23 protein-coding genes are annotated in these 23,455 nt (G+C 35.1%); 9 read left to right on the forward strand and 14 right to left on the reverse strand.

Annotated features, from left to right (window positions below; genetic code table 11):
* Positions 1-208: 208 nt before the first annotated feature.
* Both tig and AC3WSO_RS17935 read right to left on the reverse strand, forming a co-directional pair.
* On the reverse strand, positions 209-1,498 hold the full coding sequence (tig, locus tag AC3WSO_RS17930; protein ID WP_492532691.1) for a trigger factor: 1,290 nt from the start codon (positions 1,496-1,498) through the stop codon (positions 209-211).
* 111 nt (positions 1,499-1,609) lie between these two features.
* Positions 1,610-2,599, reverse strand: a complete 990-nt coding sequence (locus AC3WSO_RS17935) for a hypothetical protein (protein ID WP_492532693.1) — start codon at positions 2,597-2,599, stop codon at positions 1,610-1,612.
* A gap of 557 nt (positions 2,600-3,156) precedes the next feature.
* Between AC3WSO_RS17935 and AC3WSO_RS17940 the strand changes: the two genes are divergently transcribed.
* The 7 genes from AC3WSO_RS17940 to AC3WSO_RS17970 all read left to right on the forward strand — a co-directional run bounded on the left by AC3WSO_RS17940 (position 3,157) and on the right by AC3WSO_RS17970 (position 10,922).
* Entirely contained in the window at positions 3,157-3,624 is a 468-nt protein-coding gene (locus tag AC3WSO_RS17940; RefSeq protein ID WP_492532695.1) for a hypothetical protein, read from the forward strand.
* Between the two features lie 286 nt (positions 3,625-3,910).
* Positions 3,911-4,753, forward strand: coding sequence for a DUF2785 domain-containing protein (locus AC3WSO_RS17945; RefSeq protein ID WP_492532697.1), 843 nt, complete (start codon positions 3,911-3,913; stop codon positions 4,751-4,753).
* An 832-nt stretch (positions 4,754-5,585) separates the two neighbouring features.
* The gene (gene qoxA, locus AC3WSO_RS17950; protein WP_492532699.1) at positions 5,586-6,545 is read left to right on the forward strand and encodes a cytochrome aa3 quinol oxidase subunit II; all 960 of its coding nucleotides are present in this window, start codon (positions 5,586-5,588) and stop codon (positions 6,543-6,545) included.
* Positions 6,546-6,577: 32 nt separating this feature from the next.
* Positions 6,578-8,521: a cytochrome aa3 quinol oxidase subunit I gene (qoxB, locus tag AC3WSO_RS17955; RefSeq protein WP_492532701.1), complete on the forward strand. Its 1,944-nt coding sequence runs from the start codon at positions 6,578-6,580 to the stop codon at positions 8,519-8,521.
* 1 nt (position 8,522) lies between these two features.
* Positions 8,523-9,122, forward strand: coding sequence for a cytochrome aa3 quinol oxidase subunit III (qoxC, locus tag AC3WSO_RS17960; protein WP_079563106.1), 600 nt, complete (start codon positions 8,523-8,525; stop codon positions 9,120-9,122).
* A complete protein-coding gene (gene qoxD, locus AC3WSO_RS17965) occupies positions 9,122-9,406 on the forward strand; it encodes a cytochrome aa3 quinol oxidase subunit IV (RefSeq protein ID WP_323653264.1) in 285 nt (94 codons plus the stop codon). Before qoxC ends, qoxD begins: the two co-directional genes overlap by 1 nt.
* A gap of 655 nt (positions 9,407-10,061) precedes the next feature.
* A complete protein-coding gene (locus AC3WSO_RS17970; protein ID WP_492532703.1) occupies positions 10,062-10,922 on the forward strand; it encodes a DUF6612 family protein in 861 nt (286 codons plus the stop codon).
* A 157-nt stretch (positions 10,923-11,079) separates the two neighbouring features.
* Here AC3WSO_RS17970 and AC3WSO_RS17975 read toward each other — a convergent pair whose 3' ends face one another.
* The 7 genes from AC3WSO_RS17975 to AC3WSO_RS18005 all read right to left on the reverse strand — a co-directional run bounded on the left by AC3WSO_RS17975 (position 11,080) and on the right by AC3WSO_RS18005 (position 18,542).
* A complete protein-coding gene (locus AC3WSO_RS17975) occupies positions 11,080-11,817 on the reverse strand; it encodes an alpha/beta hydrolase (RefSeq protein ID WP_492532705.1) in 738 nt (245 codons plus the stop codon).
* A 24-nt stretch (positions 11,818-11,841) separates the two neighbouring features.
* Positions 11,842-12,957: a DUF418 domain-containing protein gene (locus AC3WSO_RS17980; protein ID WP_492532707.1), complete on the reverse strand. Its 1,116-nt coding sequence runs from the start codon at positions 12,955-12,957 to the stop codon at positions 11,842-11,844.
* A 410-nt stretch (positions 12,958-13,367) separates the two neighbouring features.
* A complete protein-coding gene (locus tag AC3WSO_RS17985) occupies positions 13,368-13,919 on the reverse strand; it encodes a GNAT family N-acetyltransferase (protein ID WP_492532709.1) in 552 nt (183 codons plus the stop codon).
* 61 nt (positions 13,920-13,980) lie between these two features.
* Positions 13,981-14,442 (reverse strand): SAM-dependent methyltransferase, encoded by a 462-nt coding sequence (locus AC3WSO_RS17990; RefSeq protein WP_492532711.1) that lies wholly within the window; start codon positions 14,440-14,442, stop codon positions 13,981-13,983.
* Positions 14,443-14,654: 212 nt separating this feature from the next.
* Positions 14,655-15,863 (reverse strand): Ger(x)C family spore germination protein, encoded by a 1,209-nt coding sequence (locus tag AC3WSO_RS17995; RefSeq protein WP_492532712.1) that lies wholly within the window; start codon positions 15,861-15,863, stop codon positions 14,655-14,657.
* The gene (locus tag AC3WSO_RS18000) at positions 15,860-16,957 is read right to left on the reverse strand and encodes a spore germination protein (protein WP_492532714.1); all 1,098 of its coding nucleotides are present in this window, start codon (positions 16,955-16,957) and stop codon (positions 15,860-15,862) included. The genes AC3WSO_RS17995 and AC3WSO_RS18000 overlap by 4 nt, the downstream gene beginning before the upstream one ends.
* 25 nt (positions 16,958-16,982) lie before the next feature.
* Complete coding sequence (locus AC3WSO_RS18005; protein ID WP_492534411.1) at positions 16,983-18,542, reverse strand: spore germination protein; 1,560 nt, start codon at positions 18,540-18,542, stop codon at positions 16,983-16,985.
* A 445-nt stretch (positions 18,543-18,987) separates the two neighbouring features.
* On the opposite strand from AC3WSO_RS18005, the gene AC3WSO_RS18010 reads away from it, so the two are divergent.
* Together AC3WSO_RS18010 and AC3WSO_RS18015 are read left to right on the forward strand one after the other, a co-directional pair.
* Positions 18,988-19,992 (forward strand): nucleoid-associated protein, encoded by a 1,005-nt coding sequence (locus AC3WSO_RS18010; RefSeq protein ID WP_492532716.1) that lies wholly within the window; start codon positions 18,988-18,990, stop codon positions 19,990-19,992.
* A 436-nt stretch (positions 19,993-20,428) separates the two neighbouring features.
* A complete protein-coding gene (locus AC3WSO_RS18015) occupies positions 20,429-20,731 on the forward strand; it encodes a hypothetical protein (protein ID WP_349659306.1) in 303 nt (100 codons plus the stop codon).
* A 74-nt stretch (positions 20,732-20,805) separates the two neighbouring features.
* On the opposite strand, the gene AC3WSO_RS18020 is transcribed toward AC3WSO_RS18015, so the two are convergent.
* The 5 genes from AC3WSO_RS18020 to AC3WSO_RS18040 form a co-directional block, all read right to left on the reverse strand.
* Positions 20,806-21,012 (reverse strand): hypothetical protein, encoded by a 207-nt coding sequence (locus AC3WSO_RS18020; protein ID WP_492532718.1) that lies wholly within the window; start codon positions 21,010-21,012, stop codon positions 20,806-20,808.
* A gap of 113 nt (positions 21,013-21,125) precedes the next feature.
* The gene (locus AC3WSO_RS18025; protein WP_492532720.1) at positions 21,126-21,530 is read right to left on the reverse strand and encodes a metallophosphoesterase family protein; all 405 of its coding nucleotides are present in this window, start codon (positions 21,528-21,530) and stop codon (positions 21,126-21,128) included.
* A 22-nt stretch (positions 21,531-21,552) separates the two neighbouring features.
* A complete protein-coding gene (locus tag AC3WSO_RS18030; RefSeq protein WP_492532722.1) occupies positions 21,553-22,056 on the reverse strand; it encodes a DinB family protein in 504 nt (167 codons plus the stop codon).
* Between the two features lie 96 nt (positions 22,057-22,152).
* On the reverse strand, positions 22,153-22,692 hold the full coding sequence (locus AC3WSO_RS18035; protein WP_492532724.1) for a TlpA family protein disulfide reductase: 540 nt from the start codon (positions 22,690-22,692) through the stop codon (positions 22,153-22,155).
* 49 nt (positions 22,693-22,741) lie between these two features.
* Positions 22,742-23,119: a hypothetical protein gene (locus AC3WSO_RS18040; protein ID WP_492532726.1), complete on the reverse strand. Its 378-nt coding sequence runs from the start codon at positions 23,117-23,119 to the stop codon at positions 22,742-22,744.
* Positions 23,120-23,455 lie beyond the last annotated feature (336 nt).

Here is a 23,455-nt window from a genome sequence, read left to right on the forward strand (position 1 = left end):
AGTCAAACAACACTATGTATTAGAGAAAATTAGAGAAATGTAAAGGCTTTGCCTATCCCCTCTTCAGGATACTTTTGCGGTGAAAGTAGTCGTAAAACTAAACCTAACGTGGAATCTAGCTACACCTAAACACACAATATGTGATAAAACAAGGCACGGTTTAATGCCGTACCTTGTTTTCATTTTTCTATCCAGTTACAAAAAAATCCTATTCAGTAATTTTAGCGTTTTCTACTAAAAATTCAACTGTTTTTTGAATTTTAATGTCGTTTTCAAGAACTGCTGTGCCACCTAAAGCACCAGTAATTTGCTCTTTTGTCATGTTAAATTGAGCAGCCATTTTTTCTAATTCAGCTTCGATATCAGCTTCAGTAGCTTCAACTTTTTCAGCTTCTGCAATTGCTTCAAGAGTTAAAGATACACGTACACGGCTTTCTGCTTCTTCTTTCATTTGTCCGCGTAAATCTTCTTCTGATTGACCTGAGAATTGATAGTAAAGGTCTAAGTTCATACCTTGCATTTGTAAACGTTGACCAAATTCTTGTAACATACGATCAGTTTCAGAGTTAATCATACCAGCAGGTACTTCAAAATCAGCATTTCCAGCTGCTTTTTCAACTAATTCGTCACGAAGTGCTGCATTTGATTCAGCTAGTTTTTGTTCAGCAGCTTGCTCTTTGATTTTAGCGCGTAAAGCTTCTACACCCTCAACTTCTGGGTCTAATTCTTTAGCGAATTCATCGTTTAGTTCTGGAAGAACTTTTGTTTTAACTTCTTTTACTGTTACTTTGAAAGTAGCTTCTTTACCAGCTAATTCAGCTGCATGGTATTCTTCTGGGAAAGTAACAACTACGTCTTTAGATTCGCCAGTTTTAATACCTACAAGTTGCTCTTCGAAGCCAGGGATGAATGAACCTGAACCGATTTCTAGTGGGTAGTCTTCACCTTTGCCACCTTCAAACGCTTCTTCACCTACGAAACCTTCAAAGTCGATAACAGCTGTATCGCCTTCTACGATTGCTTCGTCTTCTTTAATTTCTAACTCTGCTTTACGAGCTAATTGTTCTTGAATTTGTGCTTCTACTTCTTCATCAGTAACTTCTACTGGAAGTTTTGTAACTTCTAAACCTTTGTACTCACCAAGTTTTGGCTCTGGTTTCACTGTTACTTGAGCAGTAAATGTGAAATCTTTACCATGTGCGAAGTTTTCTGTACCAGAAATTTCTGGGTAATCTACTGGCATAATACCAGCTTCATCGATAGCTTTTGAATAAGATTCAGGAACGATGATTTCTAATGCATCTTGGTATAAAGATTCAATACCAAAACGTTGTTCAAACATTTTACGAGGCATTTTACCTTTACGGAAACCTGGTACGTTAATTTGTTTTACAACTTTTTTGAACGCTTGGTCCATTGCTGCGTCTACTTCTACAGCTGGTACTTCAATTGTTAGAGTACCGATATTACCTTCTTGTTTTTCCCATTTAGCTGACATGTATAAATACCTCCAAATAAATAATCAAGTTTAATGTTAGACAATTCATTCGTAACTACGATTTTGACAACCATTTTAGTATAACATAGATGCGTATAGTTTCAACTTATTTCATACTTCATGTAGTTCAGTCAATTTTTCTAACATTTGTAAAAAGTCGATGATTTCATAGTTCATTTCCTGTACTTTTCCGAGCATAGATTGTACAAAGTCAATATAACTATAGGCAATATCATCTGCTTCATACTGGTGCCATTCAAACGGATACGTCACAATGGCATGCTTCGCCATTAAATATTGTACCATTTCCAACGTCGATGGGTCTTGCTCTAATTTATTTTCGATTATTTTTTTTACTTCCCTATACTGAGGCAACTGATTTGGCAAGACTAAATTGATAGGGTTAATAATCTTTGTTCCATTAAATTTTGAGACCGTAATCTCAATTGACACTTCTTGTTCCACTAATAGAATCAATGCTAAACTCTGAACAAATGGATGGATTGTAGGACATTCAATAATATCTTTCAATGCTATCTTTAATTGCCTTACATTCGTCTCCATTAAACGATGCAGTCGAATAGATTGTTCATTTGCCGTTAAGGCACTAAATTCCGAAAGTTCATATTCTTGCTCTTCTAACAATCGTTTTGCATCTTCTTTTTTTTGGAGATTCCTTGCAACATCTTGATTCAAGCTTCTTAAGCGTTCGAATTTCTCAAGTTTATCTAATGGAAGTACATTTTCTTCTATTAATGTCGAAATTAACGACTCTACTTGATGGTATTCCTTTAATTGCATACATACAGTAACATACAGCTCCATTACTTCCACATATAAAGTCGTACCCATACCAAACAATTGCTCACAAATATTTTTAACTTTATCGTATGCTTTTAATTCATATAAAGCATACGCGTATGCACTTAATGCCATTTCGTCTCCATCTTCATATAAAAAAGCTTTTTCAAAGCTGGCCACTGCCTCTTCATATTGATAATTTTCCGCATACATATGTCCTTCACGTATTAATGTCTGAACAGCACCAGGAAAAACAACAATATTGTCATGTTTTATAACATGTCGTTTTCGCTTTGTCATTTTTCTCACCTCTTTACGACTATTTTACTCATTAGTTTCTATATGAATCATCACAATATCATGGAGGTGATTTACGAATTTGAACGAGGGCTTTACAAGAAATTATGATGAACTACTGGGGGTTAGTCACAAAAGCGTTATCTTTGTACTTGTGCGTTCCTCTATTGATTCCCAACAGTGTCTCATCTGTAATGCTCCCCTCATTCACTCCAATTCAATCTCATTAGATAGTAGTATACGTTTTAACATATGTCATTTTTAACTTTCAACGATGACAATATAAATTTACTTCCTGCTTATTAAAAAAATCATTGCTTTAGCATTACATATTTTGTAATAAATTGTATTATAATTATAATACCTTTCATTTATTACTATTTACAGGCATTCAGCCTTCAGCTAACTACAGACAAAAAGATGTGCTGCTGTCGCTTCGCTTTCGCGCAAAAAAACATGTGCTGCTGTCGCTTCGCTTTCGCGCAAAAAACATCTGCAGGCTGACGCAATTATGCCATAGCATAATTGATGGCAAAAGTTCTTCACAAGGAGTGGAATACATGCAATTAATAGATACAGTTAGTGAATTTGGTAGTAGCATCTCTCCTATGTTTGAGGCACTACCAATTAAAGTTATTTCATTTTCTACAGCGGACAATCCTTATCAGAAGGATTACCCAATTGAATTTGAAATACTCACACGGACAAAGATTGATATATACACGCAAGAAGCAAATACACATATTATAAGTATCCAAGGTTACATTCCTGGTTCTATTTCAATCGGACACCAACATGAGTCACTTTTTATTATTCCCCAAAGTGTACACATTGAATGCAACTATAAGCTTCTAAGTATCGACCAAAAAGATATGCAACGAATCTTACAGCATGATGAACCGAATCTTCATTATAGCGAATGGCTAATCGAAACCATTAAAAATGCAAATATTCTTGTTGAACTAAAAACCAATCAAAATACTTATACCGAATGGCCGCTCGGTATAAAGTCAGCCCTTATATCATAACTAGGATGAGAGACATACTTAAATAGGTATGTCTTTTTTTGTGTACTCCTTGAATAATTCTTTCCCTTTTGGTTGCTTGTCTATCATATCAACTTTTTGTTGATTCTGGAATTCCCATTGCGAATATACTTCTATATCACTAGAAAACTTTACAAATCAACAAATTCGTCGTTGAAGCGTTATAATAAAAAGACTAGCTCCATATAAGCATTTTTACTATGTTCTACTAATCACTTCGAAAAGAATGCTCTTATAGAGAATTAACTTAACCTCGGGGGAATTACATATGGATATCAAAAATACATTACAATCATTCTCAACCATGACATCTTCAGAACGACAAGAACTTATGTTACAAAAGGGCGATTGGTTGTTACAAGAAATGTTAACGCACATTGGTTCACCAGATGCCAAATTACGAGACAAATTAATTTATCGAACTTTTATTGATCTACTTAGTGACAATTTACTGAGCAATGAACAGCTACAATATTTATTTGATACTGTAATAGGCGACGATTATTTATTTTTAAACATAGGCGAAGAAATGACGGATAGTGTCTTCACTCGTTCGTTTTCTGCTTTACTTGTAGCCAGTATTCTCGCAAAAGATGCTGAACTACTAATTTTAAATGATGACCGTTTACAAATTTTCTTTAAAAAAATCGGTCGTTATTTATTATTAGAAAAAGATACGCGAGGACATGTCCAAGATAAAGGTTGGGCACATAGCATTGCACATGGTGCAGATTTAGCGGCTATGACAATTAAACACCCTAAATTTGATTTACAACATGCACCTTTAATCTTGCACGCCTTAAAACTTGTTACTTGGAAAGGTACTATTTTTGTCAACGACGAGGAGGAACGCTTAGTTAATATTATTGAAGCGTTACTAGATCGTGACTACTCTGAGGAAGCATTAATAGAATTTACAGAACAGGTATTCGATAAATTTGAAATGCATTTAGTGACTCAAGGTTATAACGAAGCCTTTTTCAGCGGACGAACATGTACATTAAATTTAATGAAAACATTGTATTTTGCTTTAAAGATGCAAAACCTAGCCCCAAATCTGCAAAATACTATTTATGGACAAGTTGCAAAATGGCTAAAACTAGGCGCATAAAATGTATGGCGTAATTAAACGAGCTAAAGCGAATTTCACTTTCTTTCTGCTTCAAACATTTAATTTCGTTCCCGTACCAAATTTAGCAAACTAAGGATCCCCTTAGTTTGCTTTTTTTACTTTTTAAGTAAAATATCAAGAATACAATAAACGGAAGTTGTTAATTATATTAACATAATTTATATCCATTTCCGAAATACCCCCTTCCAATCATTCCTTACATTTAAAGTTTATCCTGATATATCCACATCCCTGTTTTTTGTTTCCTTATATTTTTTAAAAACGCAACAATAAAGCATTCAATAGCCTAATTTAACGGCGATTTTATTACAAAATGAAGTCTAAAATGTGAAATGACATTTTCACAAAAAAAACTATTTACTTAGTTAAGAATAAGAAACTCAGTGTTTTCAACGTTCAAACAGTGTTTATTATATTAAACACAAAAATACTAATATTGAAATAACGATTTTTGTTCAAAAAATGTTCATATTTATCCCCTGTTTACTATTAAAAATATAAAAAAATAATTTTTTTTCTATCAAACGGGCGTATAATCCTATATGCAAACAACGACATTTGTGTCAATCGATTATGACACATTGTTTGAAAATCGATTACACAGATTAATGACTTTGCGAACGCTTGCATTAGACCAATCAAATACTAAATTCAATGTTTCATAGTGAACCATGCCATTGTAAGTATTTCTGATTATTTGATTGGTACAACAATTAAAAGAGGTGACCGTATTACCCACTATTTATAAATTCGAATCTATATATAAGCATATGAAATTTATGAATAGCCGTTTTATAGAAAGGAGTCAAACATGAAGAAAAAGTTAAGCTTAATGTTTGTTGCATTTAGTGCGCTAGCAATTCTTGCTGGCTGTGAACCCCTAACAATTTTTGATCCTAAAGGGCCAAATGCCAAAACATTATCAGACACAATTATTTTATCCATTATTACAATGGCCTTTATATTACTAGTCGTGTATATGCTTTTAGCATTTATGCTAACTAAGTATCGTGCTTCAAAAGCATCTGCAGATTATGAGCCTCCTCACGAAGAGGGTAGTCATCTACTTGAAATAATATGGACAGTTATCCCTATTATCATAGTGGCATTCTTGGCAGTGGTTACTGTAAGAACAACAAGTACAGTCGAGAAAACACCAGAAGGTTATGACAATAAAGAGCCACTTGTTATTTACGCATCATCTTCTAACTGGAAATGGCATTTTAGCTATCCAGAGCAAGGTATTGAAACTGTAAACTATGTAAATATTCCAACTGACCGTCCAATCGAGTTCAAACTTTACTCTTTCGGACCAATCACAAGTTTCTGGATTCCACAATTAGCTGGTCAAAAATACGCGATGAGTGACATGTTAACGACTATTCACCTTGCTGCAGATGAGGCTGGTTCATACATGGGCCGTAACTCTAACTTTAGCGGCCGCGGTTTTGCTGAAATGGAATTTGAAGCACAAGCTATGACACAAGAAAAATTCGACGAATGGGTTTCTGATGTGAAAACAAACGAAAAACCATTAACAGAAGAAAAATTTGATGAACTATTAAAAGCAGAACACGTTGGTCGTTCAAGCTATTCATCTACACACTTAGAATTTAGACCTGCTCCAATGGAACACAGTGAACACATGAAAATGGGCGGCATGGATCATAGTGATATGGACATGTCCGAAAAAGAAATGGATCACTCTAAAATGGATCATGGGAATCATTCTGATTCAGCCAAAAATTCTGAAGAAACACATTCACATTAATTTTATTTTTACACCTGAAAGGAGCGCATCCAATGAGTATGGAAGAAGTATTCCATCCTATGCAAGAACCGATGATTTTAGCGGCAGCTATTAGTATCGTAGTTGGAGCAGTGGTTATTGTAGCTGGCCTTACGTATTTCAAAAAATGGGGCTATTTCTACAAAAACTGGCTATCAACTGTTGACCATAAAAAAATCGGTATTATGTATATCGCTACAGCACTTTTGATGCTATTCCGCGGCGGTATCGATGCACTATTAATGCGTGCACAAACAGCAGTTCCTGATAATGGACTTCTTGATGCACAACACTATAATGAGATTTTCACAACACACGGTTTATTAATGATTTTATTCATGGCTATGCCATTCGTAATTGGTTTAATGAACATTGTTATCCCACTGCAAATTGGTGCACGTGACGTTGCCTTCCCACGTCTGAATGCAGTCAGCTTTTGGTTATTTGCAGCTGGTTGTGGTTTATTAAACCTATCATTTATCATTGGTGGTTCACCTGATGCTGGTTGGACAGCTTACTTCCCATTAGCTGGGACAGAATTTAGTCCAACTGTTGGGAACAACTACTATTCTTTAGCTTTACAATTATCAGGGATTGGTACGTTAATGACTGGTGTTAACTTCATCGCAACAATCATTAAAATGCGTGCACCTGGTATGACATTAATGAAAATGCCAATGTTCACTTGGTCAATTTTAATTACAAACATTATTATCGTATTTGCATTCCCAGTATTAACTGTAGCACTTGCGTTAATGATGCTTGACCGTCAATTCGGCACACAATTCTTTGCAATGCAAAATGGTGGTATGGATATGCTTTGGGCCAACCTATTCTGGGTTTGGGGACATCCTGAGGTTTATATCGTTATCCTACCTGCTTTCGGTATCTTCTCTGAAATCATTGCGACATTTGCACGTAAAAACTTATACGGCTATAAATCAATGGTTATGAGTATGGTCGTTATTTCGTTACTATCATTCTTAGTATGGGCCCACCACTTCTATACAATGGGTCACGGTGTTATGGTAAACAGCGTATTCTCTATTACTACAATGGCAATCGCTGTTCCGACAGGGGTTAAAATATTTAACTGGTTGCTCACAATGAGACACGGTAAAATTCAATTTACAACTCCTATGCTTTATGCTCTTGGCTTTATTCCTATCTTCACAATTGGTGGGGTTACTGGGGTAATGCTTGCAATGGCAAGTGCTGACTATCAATATCATAATACGATGTTCTTAGTTGCCCACTTCCACTATGTATTAATTCCAGGTACAGTATTCGGTGTACTTGCAGGTTACCACTACTGGTGGCCAAAAATGTTCGGTTTCCGTTTAAATGAAAAACTAGGTAAAACAGCTTTCTGGTTTATCGCAGTATGCTTTAACGTAACATTCTTCCCTCTATTCATTTTAGGTTTAGATGGTTACGCTCGTCGTATGTACACTTACTCTGAGTCAACTGGCTACGGTCCATTGAATATGCTATCGTTCATCGGTGGTCTTGGTCTTGCTGTCGGCTTTGCGTTAATCGTATATAACATTTACTACAGCTGGAAACATATGCCACGCAATGAAAAAGCAGATGTTTGGGATGGTCGTACGTTAGAATGGGCTACTCATTCTCCAGTTCCAGAATATAACTTTGCAGTAGTTCCAACGGTTACACGTTTAGATGAATACTGGTTCGCGAAAAAAGAAGGTCGCGATATTACAGCCGGTAAAATTGAAAAAATTCACATGCCTAACAACACTGGCACACCATTCTGGATGAGCGGATTCTTCTTCCTTGCAGCATTCTTCGCTGTATTCAATCTATGGGTTCCAGCAATCATTAGTATGATTGGTGTATTTGGCTTTATGATTCATCGTTCATTCGAAAAGGATCATGGTCGATACATTTCAGTTGAAGAAGTTATGGCAACTGAAAAAAGCTTGAGAGGTGATAAATAATATGAAAATCGATTCTTCACTTCCATTAGAATATAGTACAGAAGAAAATCGCCTGAAAATTTTCGGTTTCTGGATTTTCCTTGGTGCCGAAATCGTATTATTCGCCACACTATTTACAGTGTATTTCACACTTCAAACACGTACAGGTAGTGGCCCAAATGGCGCTGAGATTTTCGAATTAACACCAGTATTATGGGAAACATTCTTATTATTAACAAGTAGTTTCACAATTGGTCTTGGTGTTCATGCAATGCGTATTGGCAATAAAAAAGCGATGATGGCATTTTTCATCATCACACTTCTATTAGGTCTTGGCTTCTTAGGCATTGAGATTGATGAATTTGTCACATATGTTGAAGAAGGTGCGACTATTCAAACAAGCGCATTCTTATCGGCATTAATGACTTTACTTGGTACGCACGGTCTCCACGTAACATTCGGTTTCTTCTGGGGCGTTGCAATTTTAATCCAAGTAGCTAGCCGTGGTTTAAACCCACAAACAGCTAACAAAGCGTTTATCTTCTCACTGTACTGGCACTTCCTAGACGTTGTTTGGATTTTCATCTTCAGCTTCGTCTACTTGAAAGGACTGATTAGCTGATGAAGGAATTATTCCCAAAACAACACGTGATGGGCTTCGGCTTCTCACTATTACTAACAGTTGTAGCTTTAGCTGTTATTAAATTCGATATGTCTCTTAACATGGCATTTGCTGTTTTACTAGTAACTGCTCTTGCACAAGCAACTGTACAATTAGTATTATTCATGCACATCGGTGAATCTGAAGATAAAAAAACGTTATATACAACGATTTTATATTCAGTATTCGTAGGTGTTGTCACAATCATTGGTACATTATTCGCAATGATCTGGGGCTATAATTGATAAACGGAGCCGAGAAAATGGTATCATTTTCTCGGCTCTTTCTTTTTGTAAATATACTTATTTTACTATTGAAAGTAGACTCAACTCAAAATCGAAATCGAACAACACTCCCCCTACTCTACTAAACGGAAAATCACTAGAATCCTCAACAAAAAAATAATTTACAGTGATAGTTTCTTGTCTCAACACCATTGGCTTCACCAAAACTTGTGGATGATACATCTATCTTTATTCAGTAGAAGCCTCCTGCCCTTAATTTGGCAATATGAATGTAGATGTGGTTCCTTTTCAGGGGGCGTCCAAACATCTACTAAAATAGAAGAGCACAGTCTAAAAACCCCACATCCTATGGCTATCTGTTACGAAAGCAAGTAGCTATCCCCAAAAAAAGCGCCCAGTCGGTGCGGAAATCAACCACTCGTTTTGGTGATGAGCTACGCCATTGCAATATTACAATAACTAACAACAGATTTATTTAGCATTGATTTATATTTATGAATCAACTTTCTTGAGACTTATCATAAGCAAAAAGGATTATAATTAAATGTACACGCTAGGCATTTACTATTATTTTAATAAAATTAAGAAACTTTTACTTTTATAGTATTGTATACTAATAGTTGATGCTTTTACCAACGAATAGGAGATGAATGTAATGAACAAATTTTTTAAAGTTTTAAGTGTTGGAGCACTAGCACTAACACTAGCAGCTTGTAACAGTAGTGCTTCCCCAACGAAAGGTACAACTAAAACAAGTGAACTCACTTTAGAGCAAGTGTATGACAAAGCGGTGAAACGCCAGGAAGAAATTAAAAGCGCGAGTGCAAAAGCAGAAGTGACTCAAGAGGCACAAATGGGGTCAGGTGACAAAGCAGAGAAATTTAACAGCGATACAAAAATGGACGTGGATGTAGTTACCGATCCACTAGGTATGCATTTCTCAATGACAACGACAGCGCCAGATATGCTTGACGAAGGCGACAAGAATAATGAAACGTCAGTTGAAATGTACATGAATAAGGATCAAGGTATTTTCGTAAAAGACGAAGCTTCCAACGAATGGTTAAAGTTACCAAGCGATGATTTCGATTCAATTTTAAAGGAGACTTCATCAGCAGCAAACGCTAAGGAACAATTAGAACAACTTAAAAAGTTTGCAGGTGATTTTAAATTCGAGCAAACAGATGATGCATATGTCTTAACTTTAGACGCAAAAGGCGATAAGTTTAAAGAACTCATCGATTCTGAAATGAAAAAATCGATGAAAGATCTTAACCTTCAAGAAAATCCTCTTGATAATTTAACGATTAATAAAATGGACTACGTACTATACATTGATAAAAAAACTTTTGATACAAATAAAATAGATGTGAATATGGATTTGAAAATAAAAGTGGAAAATGAAGAATTTTCGTCAAAAACGAAGACAGTTGTAACATATACTGATTTCAATAACCTAAAAACAATTGACATCCCAAAAGAAATTATCGATAACGCACAAACTGTTGCACAGTAAACAATATAAAAAAGGAATCTGCATACTTTAATGTACGCAGATTCCTTTTGCTTTGGGTACCACTTCAATAAAATCGACCATTACCCTAGGATTACTTGAAGAAATATCGAAAAAATCCGCAAGACTTATATATTATTTATACTTTGCGATTTAAAACTTATTTAGCAGCCTGAACATATTCTGTTGCTGCTCTTTGGCTAATTACTGCAGTTGGAACGAAGCTTTCAAAAGCATGATAACAGCTAGGATACAAATGGAATTCAACATCAACACCGGCCTGACATAGCCTCGTCACATATTGCAATGCTTCATAACGGAATGGATCTAATTGCCCTACGCAAGTATAAGTAAATGGTAAACCAGATAAATCTTCTGCTCTTGCAGCTGCGGCATATTGTGAAATAATTTCACTGCCATTATCCCCATCCATATACATTTCCCACTCCTTTTGATTTAAACCATGATTCCCAACCATATGTCCTGTAATCTCCAATCCAGAAGGCGTATTATTACGATCATCAATCATTGGATAGAGTAGCATTTGAAAACAAAGGTTAGGATATCCTCTATCACGAGCCAGTAATGCTAATGCCGCCGTTAAGCCACCTCCCGCACTTGCCCCAGCTACAGCAATACGAGTACTCTCAATCCCTAAATCCTTCACATGATCAGCTACCCCTTTTAATGCTGTGTAACAATCTTCAAGTGGTGAAGCATAAGGGTATTCAGGAGCGAGTCTATAATCCACTGATACTACAATACAATTTGCCTCATTCACAAAATGTTGGCATAGTAAATCATCACCCTCTGGAGCACCTAGCACATATCCTCCTCCATGAATCCATAAAAGCGCTGGTGGGGATGTCTCCCATCCCCTTTGTTGAAAGTTATTCAATCACTCTATACTCGTTCTTTTCGCTCACTTTAATCGACCATCAAAGGACCAATTCGTCCACATCCGTAAGGCCTGCTCAAATGGGCCACGTTTGAATTTTTTTAAATATAAGACACTGCCAATGCACTGTACACAATAAATTCCTAATCCAAATAACACCCCATTCAAGATGCCTAATTTTCCAAACAGCCCAAAACCATAACCAAAAAATACAGTTGTACAAACAATAGATTGCAGCAAATAATTAGTTAGAGACAGCTTACCAACACATTCAAAGGCATGAATAATAGGCGTCGTACGCCATTTCTTATAGAGTAAGGCGGCTACACATACATAGCCTAACGCTAAAACTTGTGCTCCACTCATCTGAAGCATAATTGACAAATCTCCTTCTTTTAAACTCAAATATTTACATAGTATCCCAATAGGTACAAGTATCATACCTAGCTTATACCACTTTTGTTCCTGCTCTATATTTACAAATGCTCGCATTTTCGCAAGCGCCATACCAAGTAAAAACAACGGTGCATAGAATAATGGCGCTACAAATAACAGGATAGATGTTTCTTGTTCAGGCATCAGCCTATTTAGACGAAAATTAAGAACATCTAAATAACTGCCATGTGCATAAATGGCGTCTGCTTTTTCAATATACGCATTGATATCCTGCTGATTTGCTGTGAGATCTAAGTTAATATTCATCATAATTACAACTGAAAATACAAAGAACAAACTAGCCCATATAATAATTGTTTTTGCTTTTCGATTAATGAATGGTAACAAAAACAAAATCATACAACCGTAATATAAGAGTATGTCACCTTCCCATATAAATGTAGTATGCAGCCAGCCTAATAAAATGAGCCCCAAGCTCCGTCGAAGAATAATCCATCGACTTTTCATCCCTTTTCCGCGTACAGATTCAATTAGTTTTATAAAAGAAAATCCAAATAACAGCGTAAAAATAGGCATAAAAGATCCGCCGATCAACACCCTCACAAAATCCCCCGCACTTTGTGATGATAAATTTTTTAAGGCTCCATGCATGCCATATTGAAAAATTATTAAATTAGCAAGTAAAATCCCAAGCAAACTTAATCCACGAAGACTATCAACGAACGAAATCCGCTTCAATCCCATCATTTTCCCCTTTCCATTCATTTAAAGAAAGAATAACGTAAGAACCTTATAGCTATTTAATCGTTATCTTAAGATAGTCTTAAAAACAGAAAAATAAGACTTTTCTGTTTTCAGAATGTATAAAGGCACATGAAAATGGACATTGAATTTTGTTCGATAACAAAAAAGATTTCTACTAATTAAGTAGAAATCCCATGTTATTGAAAAGCTATTTTCTTTATGATTTTAACCTGAACATTCTTCAAAAAAGAAAGGTTGATTTCCATTCCGACTGAGCACTTTCCACGGGAGCTCGTTTGTGCGAAAGCGAATCGTCAACAACAGGATGTGATGCTTTTAGCCTTCGTTCCTCTATCGCTGATCCCCGAGAAAGAATTTAAGCTTTACATATTCCCATATCATTTATTTCATCAATATGCTTTAGCATCTATAGAATAATAAAGCAATCCTTCAAAATCCTTCAGTTCCAAATTAAGGTTGTTATACGTATATTTATAGCTCATTCCTAGTTTATCTAAAATTCGTAAAGATGCCACGTTATCCGGATGCACAACAGCAATAATTTTAGGTAAACCTATCTTATAAAATGCATAATTCATCAAAGCTTTTGTTGCTTCAGATGTTATTCCTCGACCTCTATAAACTTCCGAAATTCCGTAATAAATTTCGATTTCTGTTTCCTTTACATCATCGGGGCCAAGCCCGCAATAGCCAATTATTTTTTGACTCTGTTTCTCTACAATAGCTAGATTAAGCTTATGTATTTTAGTAGGCGTGTTTTTTGAGTTGCATTGAATGGACCACTCTATTATCCGCTGAACATCACCTCGACTAGGTACATCCTCTGGTATAAATTGATAAAAATCAGGCTCAGAAACTACTGCATACAATTCATCCAAATCAGTTAAAGCATATGGACGAATGATCAGCCTCTCGGTTTCAATATGTAGATTTAAAAACATATTGTTTTCTCCTTCAATTGAATTAAAATTAAAAAATCTTCATTCCTTTTGTGCGCATATACTAGTCCCAATAATTCTTCATTAAATCAGTTGCCCAACTTGGCTGCTTTAATTCACCTTTTGGTAAAAACTCTTTCATGACAGGTTTAATATCAATAAATGGTGTTCCATCAATAGCATCGAGGCCGTTAACGATTAATGTTCTATCTTTTAATTCTAGTAATTCTACAACCGTTACACCTATTTTGTTAGGTCTATTTTTGCCTCTCTGAGCGAAAATACCGACTTCCGGATAATCCTTATTATTTCTTGGATGTCTCGCTTCATATTGAATTTTCTCATCTACAACTTTATCAAAATAAAAAATTATTTCTAAATGAGAAAAATCATCAATCCCTTTTAAAGACGATGCATGTATATCTTTTGTCAATTCAACAGTAGAAATGACGTTACCCCAATTGTCATCTTCAATCATTTTTCGACTATTGCTCACTACAGCTATTGGTTTAATACTGTATTCCATACAAAATGACCTCATCCATTGTTGTTTTTACCTGTGCGACTTCCGTTTAATTCCAGTATACTCAAACTATTACTAATGTCAATTCCAGGGAATTATCTACAGATTTTAGGGATTAAGTAGTAGTACAGAGAACTTAATCCCTTTAATATTTCCTAGCATTGTAAAGACTTCACTACCATGTACATTTATTATTCCATAAAACGAAATCAGTTTTATTCCCCTGACGTCCCATAGTCTTTTATCGTTATTTTTACCTCACACTGAATCGGTACCTCGCTAAATGTTTGATCCCAATCTTTTTTTAGCTTTTTTTTCCACACTTTTGGATACTCTATTCTCAATCTTGTTCCAAACCCTGATACGTCCGTTTGATATTCTTTTTGTATCTTCTCTAAAACATTTTTCACAAGACGCTCTACCTCTTTTTCAGTAGCTCTTTCTGCTTTTTTCAAAAACTTATTATCAAATGTTTTCTCAGAAAGAACCCAATGCTCAGCAATTCGCCCTTCAGATTCAATTTTTACATTAAATGAAATATTGTCTCCATCGACATGGGGTATAATTTTACTTTTCATTGACAATATCTCGTATATAATCGGCTGATCTGTCCCTTCATAAAAACTTGTTACTAAACCACCTTTGCCCTTTCCAGTTATCCACGTTATACCCTCTAATTCTTTTCCCGTAAGAAAACCTCTCAGTTTTTTTGTTTTACCTTTTATTACAGCTGCTCCTGCAAATTTTACTTCTCCATTTTCTGGCACTACACTTTGCAACAAAAAACTGGCTTCTGAATTTAATTTTCCCTGTAACTTTGCAAATGTCATCGGGGGTAGTATCTTTGTCGTTCTTTTATGTCCTTTCATCATCTCAACAAGTTGAAACGCAGGAATTGTAGTTGGTTCGTTCGATTCAAGAATATTACTTGCATGATTTTTAGCGATTAGAAGAAGCGCACTTGGTCTCATTTCCAGTTCTCTAAGAAAAAAATCCATTGTTTGTGTTAGATAGAATGTACTGGCAAAATCCTCTCCTAGGACAATAACCTTTGAATGTTCTGCAAAGGCTCGTTTGTCGTTTTTTAACATCATATTACGCAAAGTTGGAAGAATAGCATCTCCGGTTTCTGAAACGTTTTTATAAGCTTTTTGTTGTTTTTTACCTTCTTTTGCACCAGAACCAGTTGTCTCTGAGGTAACGAATTGATTGGTAATTGTAATCAGCTCTTTATTAGAGTTTCTAGCTTCTTGTTCCTCCAATGTCTCTCTAGAACTACTATCTGTTTCTAAATCTAACGAGGTACCTACAACAAGACCTAAGTCTTCAATTTCTTTACTGCTCCAACAACCTGTAAGAATTAGAAGTATAAGAGATAACAGCAAACCTAAACGAAATCGTACCTTCATATTGTTTAGTTTCATGTCTTTCCACCCTTCAACCTCGAAATAAAAAGTAAGAGTACAGGAAAAACACCAAATAAGAATAATGCAGCATTCCCAATCATATCACCGAACTTAAAGAGGTCATTGATATTTTTAGGCGTCATAGAAATAATGTAAATAATCGGTAACAAACCAAATATAAAGGGCTGTATGTTCTTTTTAAAGAGTTGAGCTAACCCTAAAGCAGCCGCAAAATAGGTAATAGTAAAGGTGGCGAATATTTGCATGATCCAAATCACGAGTAAAAAAGACTCAAATCGTTCAAAGATTAACCCCGGAATTTCAAAACTTCGCATAAGTTCTAATGTAGGCCATGTTCTCGTGACAACTCCATCGATTGATAAAGCACCTATTACCATTACAACTGTTATGACATAAAAGAATAAGGGAATCGTTAAGCCAACAAGGACGACTTTTACTGCTTTCGTTTTCTCTGACTGCTTCATTAATGCGACAAGCAACAGCATAATTTCAGGACCTAAAAATGCAAGGGTTGCTGTTTTTACTCCTTTTAATACTGGCATGACTCCCAATCCTAATACAGGACGTAAATTATCTATTTCAAATATGCCCAGGCTCATAAAAGCTACCAATAAAAAGAGGACAAACGTAATAGGAAAGATGATTTCAAATAGTCGAGCAATCGAATTGATTCCACTACTAATCAAATAAAGCCCTATCCACATAAAGGGCAAAATGATAGCCCAAGTTGGCGTACCTTCGAGCAGAAAGAGTGAGGTTACTTCAGCCATTATCCTGACTTCAAATGCTGAAATTGTAAAAAAATAGACTATAATAAGTAAACTTAAAAACCAACCTGCCCATTTCCCTACAATATCTTGGCTATATTGATAGAAGGTTTTATCAGAATATTTTTGGCTTAATTTCACGATAATCACGGCTGCGATTATCGCAATGATCCCTCCTAAAAAAACACTAATCCATACATCCGGTGATTTGACCTTTTCAACAGATGTTCTTGGCAAGGTAAGTATTCCTGTAGCCAAAATATAATTAGCGAGGACAACAACTGCTTGTGAAGCCGTAATTTTGTCTTGTGAATTAATCATCATGCCAGTTTATTTCCTTTCCTAGTGACTAATCTTGACGGCTAGAATCTTTTGTATGCAACATCTTCGGACGACGTTTCATCATCATAAGTGGCATACGAACCATAAAGTCTTTCCAATCACTTGCTCTATAAGGAACCGTCGGACTAACAAAAGGGATGCCAAAACTCTTCAACTTCACCAAATGGCTGCAAAGAAGTAAGAAAAACAGGATAACCCCATATAAACCAAATAAAGCAGCAAAAAACATTGCTACGAAACGAAGCATGCGCAATGAAATTCCCGCATTATATTGCGGAATAGCAAAAGAAGAAATAGCTGTTAACGCAACAACAATTACCATAATGGGGCTAACAATCCCTGCTTGTACAGCAGCTTCCCCAATAACAAGGCCTCCGACTATTCCCATTGTAGGACCAATAGGCTTAGGCAAACGAAGCCCTGCTTCTCGTAAAATTTCAATAGCTACTTCCATAATTAGTGCCTCAATTATTGCAGGGAACGGAACACCTTCCCTCGTTCCCATCATTGACAATGCTAGCTTAGTTGGAATTAAGCCCTGATGAAACGAGACAAACGATATATAGATGGATGGTGCAAAAAGCGTAATAGCTGCAGCTAAATAACGTAATAGTCGAATGAGTGTACTTGGCAACCATCGTTCATAATAGTCTTCTGGTGATTGCAATAACATACTAAATGTCACTGGCACGATTAACGCAAAAGGTGTACCATCTAATAAAATTGCCACTCTTCCTTCCATCAAGGCAGCAAAAACACGATCTGGGCGTTCCGTATTCTGAACTTGTGTAAAAGGGCTGAGATAATTATCTTCGATTAGTTGCTCTACATAGCCCGATTCCGCAACATCATCAATATTTATTGTTTCAATTCTTTTCTTAACCTCTTCGACCAAGTTCGGGTCTGCAATCTCCTTAACATAGGCGATAACCAATTCTTTTTTTGTACGTTTACCTACTTGAAAATTGATAATTGATAAATCACTATTTTCACCATGCTGTCTCAATAGAGCCGTATTATCACTTAACATTTCAGTAAAGCCTAACCTCGGACCTCGAACCAATGCTTCTGATACCGGTTCTTCAATATTGCGCGATTTTCCTTTGGCTATCCCTAGCATTAATACATTTGGCATTCCATCAATTATCAAGGCGGTCGTCCCTGCTAATATTTTGCCTACAGATTGCTTTACATCAAACTCTTCTGTGATGTCACTAACGGAAAGAACTTCATTTTTAATAAATGACTGTAAAAAGACTCCTTTTTCATATAAAGACTCCAGCTCATCTTTTTGTGAAAAATCCCCCATAAGAGATGACAAAATATGTTTATCAATCAGTTCTTTATCTGACAGCCCATCAAGAAAAATAATCGCTGCACGAATGTCTGTGTTCCCTATGTGAAACTCCCTAAAATGCACATCCCAGTTATGACCAATCTCTTTCTTAACAAGTCCAACATCTAAGTTGTAATTACCCGTATAATAATCAAATGACTCTTGGGAAGATTCTTCTGTTTGGTCTTCGAACTCATCATTTGGTTTCGTCTGACCTTTTATTTTCACCATATCATCGTCATTCATCTCTTGTTTAGATACTATCCCATTAAACAATTTGAAAATAATATAAGGAATGAAAAAAACAATAAAACCTTGCATAAATACTTTCCATTCTGGAATGTAAGCTAAGATCTTTTCCCACATATTCATCACCCTCTTAAGCTGATAATAAAGCGAATTACAGCTTCACAATTTATATAGTTCCATCATTATCTAAGCAACAGCATTTTAAACTAATATCATTCATATTCTTCGCAAGATATGAATGAGGTTGTAATTATGGTAGAAATCCTTTTTGCTTAAAAAACAAAAAATCTTTTGCAATAGTTATGCAAAAGATTTCAGTTTCATGGTGATCATTATTAATTTTTAACTACTAATAAAATACATTAAAATATTGTCCTATATATGATATGGTATATTATCTACAATGCTATTTTAGAAGGGTGAAAACATGCTAGAAATAAGTGAAAGTAAGTTAGCACAATATATTATACATTTTATTGACGATACACTCGTCTTAGGTGAAGAATCATTAACACAACCAGAGGTCATGCTAGAAGCAGCTTTTACACAGTTAGCATTTAGCAAAATCGATTTGGAGCAGCAATTCGAATTTTTTCATGAAACAGATATTGGGTTAAATGAGGTTTACACATATGTGAGAGCAATTTTTGATCAGGAGAATAGTTTCCTTGAACAATCGATCAACATTGCTAAACACTTACATAGTGTATCTCAGCACCCTAACATTAAAAGTGGCGAATTGTTTATTGGATTATTTGACAATTGTTTTCTATCTACAGAAGCTAAAAAAATAATCGCCATCGTTAAAATTGATGAAAAAGAAATGTTTTTAGATGTAAAAAACGACCAAAACAAAATGGTTATCAACGGTATTGATGGCATCAATGTAAAGAAAGTTAACAATATGGCCATCATCGTAGATATGGGGCCGGAACAGGCACCTGCTGTCTTTATGAAAACAAAAAGGAAAGAAGATATTATCTATTGGCAAGAACGTTTTTTAAAGATCAAAGCTGCCGATGAACATTATTATAAAACGAACTTAGCCTTAACAGAATGCAAAAAATATATTTTAAAAGAAGAAGGCTTTACAAATACTGAAAAGCTAGGTCTATTAAATAAAACGCTTGATTATTTTAGAAATGAAGATGAATTTCAAGTAAATAACTATATTGAAACGGTGTTTGAACATGCGGAGCCAACACAAAAAGACATTATCATCAATTCGGTAAAACCTTATGAAACCATTATTTCTGAGAGCGCACTTGAAAAGGCTGAGAAAAAATATAAACGGAAAATCAAACTCGATTCCAATATTGAAATCCAGGTAAACGTACAGGATATTGAGCAAGTAGATGAACTAATTGAAGTAGGCTACGATGAATCGACAAATCGAAAGTTTTATAAGATTTATTTCCAGGAAGAATTATAAATCAATTAGGCCTTGGCATAATTGCGTCCGGAATCGGCTTAAAGAAGTTAAATCCTAAGATACTTCCCTAGTGTACAAAGGAAGCTCCTTACCATAGTGTGTGGTTGATTTCCGTTCCGACTGGGGGCGTCCGATGAGCCGCCTCACTCACGTTGCTCGCTCCAGGGTCTCATCTGTGACGCTGATCCCCTAGGAGTCGCCCAGTCTCCACTCCAATCAACTGGTATCAATTTCGCCTTGGCGTAATTATAGCTATCGCTTCGAAGGCAATTATAATAATTACCAATGATTTCATATTACCTAAAATACACTGCTTCAAATAGCTCAATAGCTCTTCCATCACCCTAATATCCCCTATTATTACCCATACACCAGATTTGTTAATATGTTACAATTAAGTTGAATATTTTTATCGATTTAGGGGGATCTTTTTAATATGTCCTATGTAAACGATTTACAGTATTATATTGATAGTGCTTCAATCGGAATTTTACTCGAACTTCTTTTGGTGACGACTTGTATTTCAACTATTATTTATTTAGTAACTAAAAACCAATATATTTCGTACCTTTCGTCTGCACCAATATTTTATTTTCTTTCAATAATTTTGTACCACAATTCACACTTCATTCTCCTTGTCTTAGCAATGACAATACAAGCCTTAGTTATTTTATTTATCCAGAAGAAGAATCTACTAAAGGTAATAACAATGAAAGACAAAGCTCACGACAGTATTTAACATGATAAAAAAGGACTTGTTTTTATGATTTATCAACAAGTCCTTTTACTTTTTTAAACTTAAAGGATATCACCTTAAACTCTCCCATATTTTAATGCTCTAGCCCAATCAGATCTATTTTGACCTTCACTTTGTTTAATAACCTCCGTAGTATCATAAGGAATGCTGCATTGCTCAATAATCCATTCACCATTCCTTTTATCTACAACTGTATAATTCGCAAACGGTGTACCTGATTCAATCTTATAATAGAACGGTTCAACTTCTTCATAAGCAGGCAAACCGACACTGCCTGGATTAATAATGATTTTGTTATTAGGTAAATAAACAATCATTGGAAAATGGGAGTGACCACAAAAAATAATATTTTGAGGGATATCTTTTACTAATTCGATTATTTCCCCTGTTTTTTTAAAGTAACACCATTTGGCGTAATTTCATTCAACATATATAACTCATCATTTTCAGGTGAAGCATGACAAAAGTAAAAATCATCTGTCTGAATTGAAAATGGCAGGTTCATTAACCAGCTTTTATGTTCCTCTGAGAGCACGTCTATTACATATTGAACGGTTGGATTTTCCGATGAAGATTGTAATAATATCCGATCACAATTTCCACTTACACTTTTAATATCTGTACTCTTTATCATTTCATATGTTTCTAATGGGAATAACGGTCCGTGGAGAGTGTCACCTAAATTATATACCTTATCGATACTTCTATATTTTATATCCTCTAACACTGCTTTTAATGCATCTTTATTTCCATGAATATCTGATATAACTGCTATTCTCACAATATCCTCACCTTAATTAATTTTACATTTCCGGATCATCCATACCGAAATTTGCCCATTCCTCTTTAGCCGGACCATAAATGCCGGGGACAGTTAACCCCGCCTGTCGCATAAGAACCGTCATTTGTCCTCGATGGTGATTCTGATGCTGAATCAAGAACATTAAAAGTGTACCAATTTGCATTTCTTGACCGAAAAACTGGATATGCTCGTGAAGGGTTTGATCAGTCCAATTTGTTTTTACCGCTTGCACAAACGCATTATTAGCTTGAGAATAGCAATCTGCAATAAATTGCGCTGAAGTAGGAACAGGATAATCTTTAGTTGGAGCATCAAACATTAAACTTGTATTCGAAGTAATAATGCGGATTGCAGTGACCGTATGCCAAGCAATACGTCCTAAAGTCCAATTTTCAGACGTTATTTCCTGCTTAAGTGATTCATCAGTTAGATTATTCAATAACTTCTGTGTACAATCGGCTTCAAACTCCCAAGACTTAAAAAAAACATTTAATGTCTGATACATAATAATCCTCCTCTTTCTTGCGTTATTAATTTTCTTAAAAATGACGCCAACATATAAATGCTCCCATCGTAAAGGAAGTGATTAATTTACAAATTATTAAAGTTTATCAATATAGTCATTTAATTGTTTTTGATTAATCGCTCCCTTTATCTTGTGCTTTAATATACCTTTAGAATCAAAAATAAAAGTTGTTGGATAAGCCACTATTTCAAATGATTTTTGAAATGTACCATCTAAATCAAGAAATATAGGGAAATTCAAATTGTAGGACTCTTGAAATTCCATAGCATTTTCACTACTATCATGAGAAGTTGCATTAATCGCCAACAGCTCAACATTTTCAGATTTATTGTTATAAAAATCCCTAAATTCAAAAGCCTCCTCTTGACAAGGTCCACACCAAGATGCCCAAAAGTTAACGATTAAGACCTTTCCATTGTATTCATTAAACGTTGTTGTTGATTCGTCTAATCGTGTTAACTTTGCATCAAACGCAAGCTGTTTTGTTCCATCTTCATTTTCTACTAATGGGTTAACTGTTGCTTCTTTTAGGAATACATCTTTCAAAACAATTCCAACAAGTAATACGATTAACAAAGCTGAGAAATATAAACCTAGACGCTTTTTAAATTGCATAAACGATCACCTAAATTACCCTTTAAATATTATTTTTCTTCAAGCATACCTAGATTGAATTTTGATAAGATACGATTAACTTTTCTTTGGCTTTTTGACCAGCTAATCCTGTTTTAAATAATTCCGTAGATTTTTGATGATCTACTATTTTTGTAAATTGTTTTAATAAGTTTTCTATTAAAACATCGTGCATCTCGCCTGCGCTTTGATCGGTGTCTTGTCCCTTTGGTAATTTGACTTCTTTAATCATTACTCTTTCACCATTTAAATTTGTGACATAATGACGAATATAACCATCTTCTTTTTTAATTTCATATTTCGCTTTACTCTGTTTATTTTTATCTAAAAATAAATTTGGAGATAGTCCATTTAGTTCATCTTTTTTTATTGTATTTATGTAATTATTATTTGTAGATGGGATCATCATTCTATTGAGCTCCTTCATTATTTTTTAGAGATACCCCTTTTTTTGAGTATCAATTATCACTCGCTTTTACCATTATATAAATAATTTACCACATTAATCAAATCTCTAAATTCGTTCTACACTATAACCGCAACGAGTCCTTTAAAGACCTTAGACGCCTCATTATGTCAAAGAATGAAAAAATCCCCACACTATTATTGACTTCATTTTTTTCTGGTGGTACATTTACTAAATTAAATTTAAATATTTCAAAGGGGTTGAATTTGATGAAATAACTATACATTTAAGGCAAGCATAAGGAAGGCTTAGCGCTACGAACATTTATATGATGAACAA

Source organism: Lysinibacillus sp. EB106-09-02-XG168, from assembly GCF_058791475.1.

Bases quoted from the DNA above. Each gene is read 5' to 3' on its own strand.
- tig (WP_492532691.1), bottom strand. From the start codon at position 1,498: ATGTCAGCTAAATGGGAAAAACAAGAAGGTAATATCGGTACTCTAACA.
- AC3WSO_RS17935 (WP_492532693.1), bottom strand. From the start codon at position 2,599: ATGACAAAGCGAAAACGACATGTTATAAAACATGACAATATTGTTGTT.
- AC3WSO_RS17940 (WP_492532695.1), top strand. From the start codon at position 3,157: ATGCAATTAATAGATACAGTTAGTGAATTTGGTAGTAGCATCTCTCCT.
- AC3WSO_RS17945 (WP_492532697.1), top strand. From the start codon at position 3,911: ATGGATATCAAAAATACATTACAATCATTCTCAACCATGACATCTTCA.
- qoxA (WP_492532699.1), top strand. From the start codon at position 5,586: ATGAAGAAAAAGTTAAGCTTAATGTTTGTTGCATTTAGTGCGCTAGCA.
- qoxB (WP_492532701.1), top strand. From the start codon at position 6,578: ATGAGTATGGAAGAAGTATTCCATCCTATGCAAGAACCGATGATTTTA.
- qoxC (WP_079563106.1), top strand. From the start codon at position 8,523: ATGAAAATCGATTCTTCACTTCCATTAGAATATAGTACAGAAGAAAAT.
- qoxD (WP_323653264.1), top strand. From the start codon at position 9,122: ATGAAGGAATTATTCCCAAAACAACACGTGATGGGCTTCGGCTTCTCA.
- AC3WSO_RS17970 (WP_492532703.1), top strand. From the start codon at position 10,062: ATGAACAAATTTTTTAAAGTTTTAAGTGTTGGAGCACTAGCACTAACA.
- AC3WSO_RS17980 (WP_492532707.1), bottom strand. From the start codon at position 12,957: ATGGGATTGAAGCGGATTTCGTTCGTTGATAGTCTTCGTGGATTAAGT.
- AC3WSO_RS17985 (WP_492532709.1), bottom strand. From the start codon at position 13,919: ATGTTTTTAAATCTACATATTGAAACCGAGAGGCTGATCATTCGTCCA.
- AC3WSO_RS17990 (WP_492532711.1), bottom strand. From the start codon at position 14,442: ATGGAATACAGTATTAAACCAATAGCTGTAGTGAGCAATAGTCGAAAA.
- AC3WSO_RS17995 (WP_492532712.1), bottom strand. From the start codon at position 15,863: ATGAAACTAAACAATATGAAGGTACGATTTCGTTTAGGTTTGCTGTTA.
- AC3WSO_RS18000 (WP_492532714.1), bottom strand. From the start codon at position 16,957: ATGATGATTAATTCACAAGACAAAATTACGGCTTCACAAGCAGTTGTT.
- AC3WSO_RS18005 (WP_492534411.1), bottom strand. From the start codon at position 18,542: ATGGTGAAAATAAAAGGTCAGACGAAACCAAATGATGAGTTCGAAGAC.
- AC3WSO_RS18010 (WP_492532716.1), top strand. From the start codon at position 18,988: ATGCTAGAAATAAGTGAAAGTAAGTTAGCACAATATATTATACATTTT.
- AC3WSO_RS18015 (WP_349659306.1), top strand. From the start codon at position 20,429: ATGTCCTATGTAAACGATTTACAGTATTATATTGATAGTGCTTCAATC.
- AC3WSO_RS18030 (WP_492532722.1), bottom strand. From the start codon at position 22,056: ATGTATCAGACATTAAATGTTTTTTTTAAGTCTTGGGAGTTTGAAGCC.
- AC3WSO_RS18035 (WP_492532724.1), bottom strand. From the start codon at position 22,692: ATGCAATTTAAAAAGCGTCTAGGTTTATATTTCTCAGCTTTGTTAATC.
- AC3WSO_RS18040 (WP_492532726.1), bottom strand. From the start codon at position 23,119: ATGATGATCCCATCTACAAATAATAATTACATAAATACAATAAAAAAA.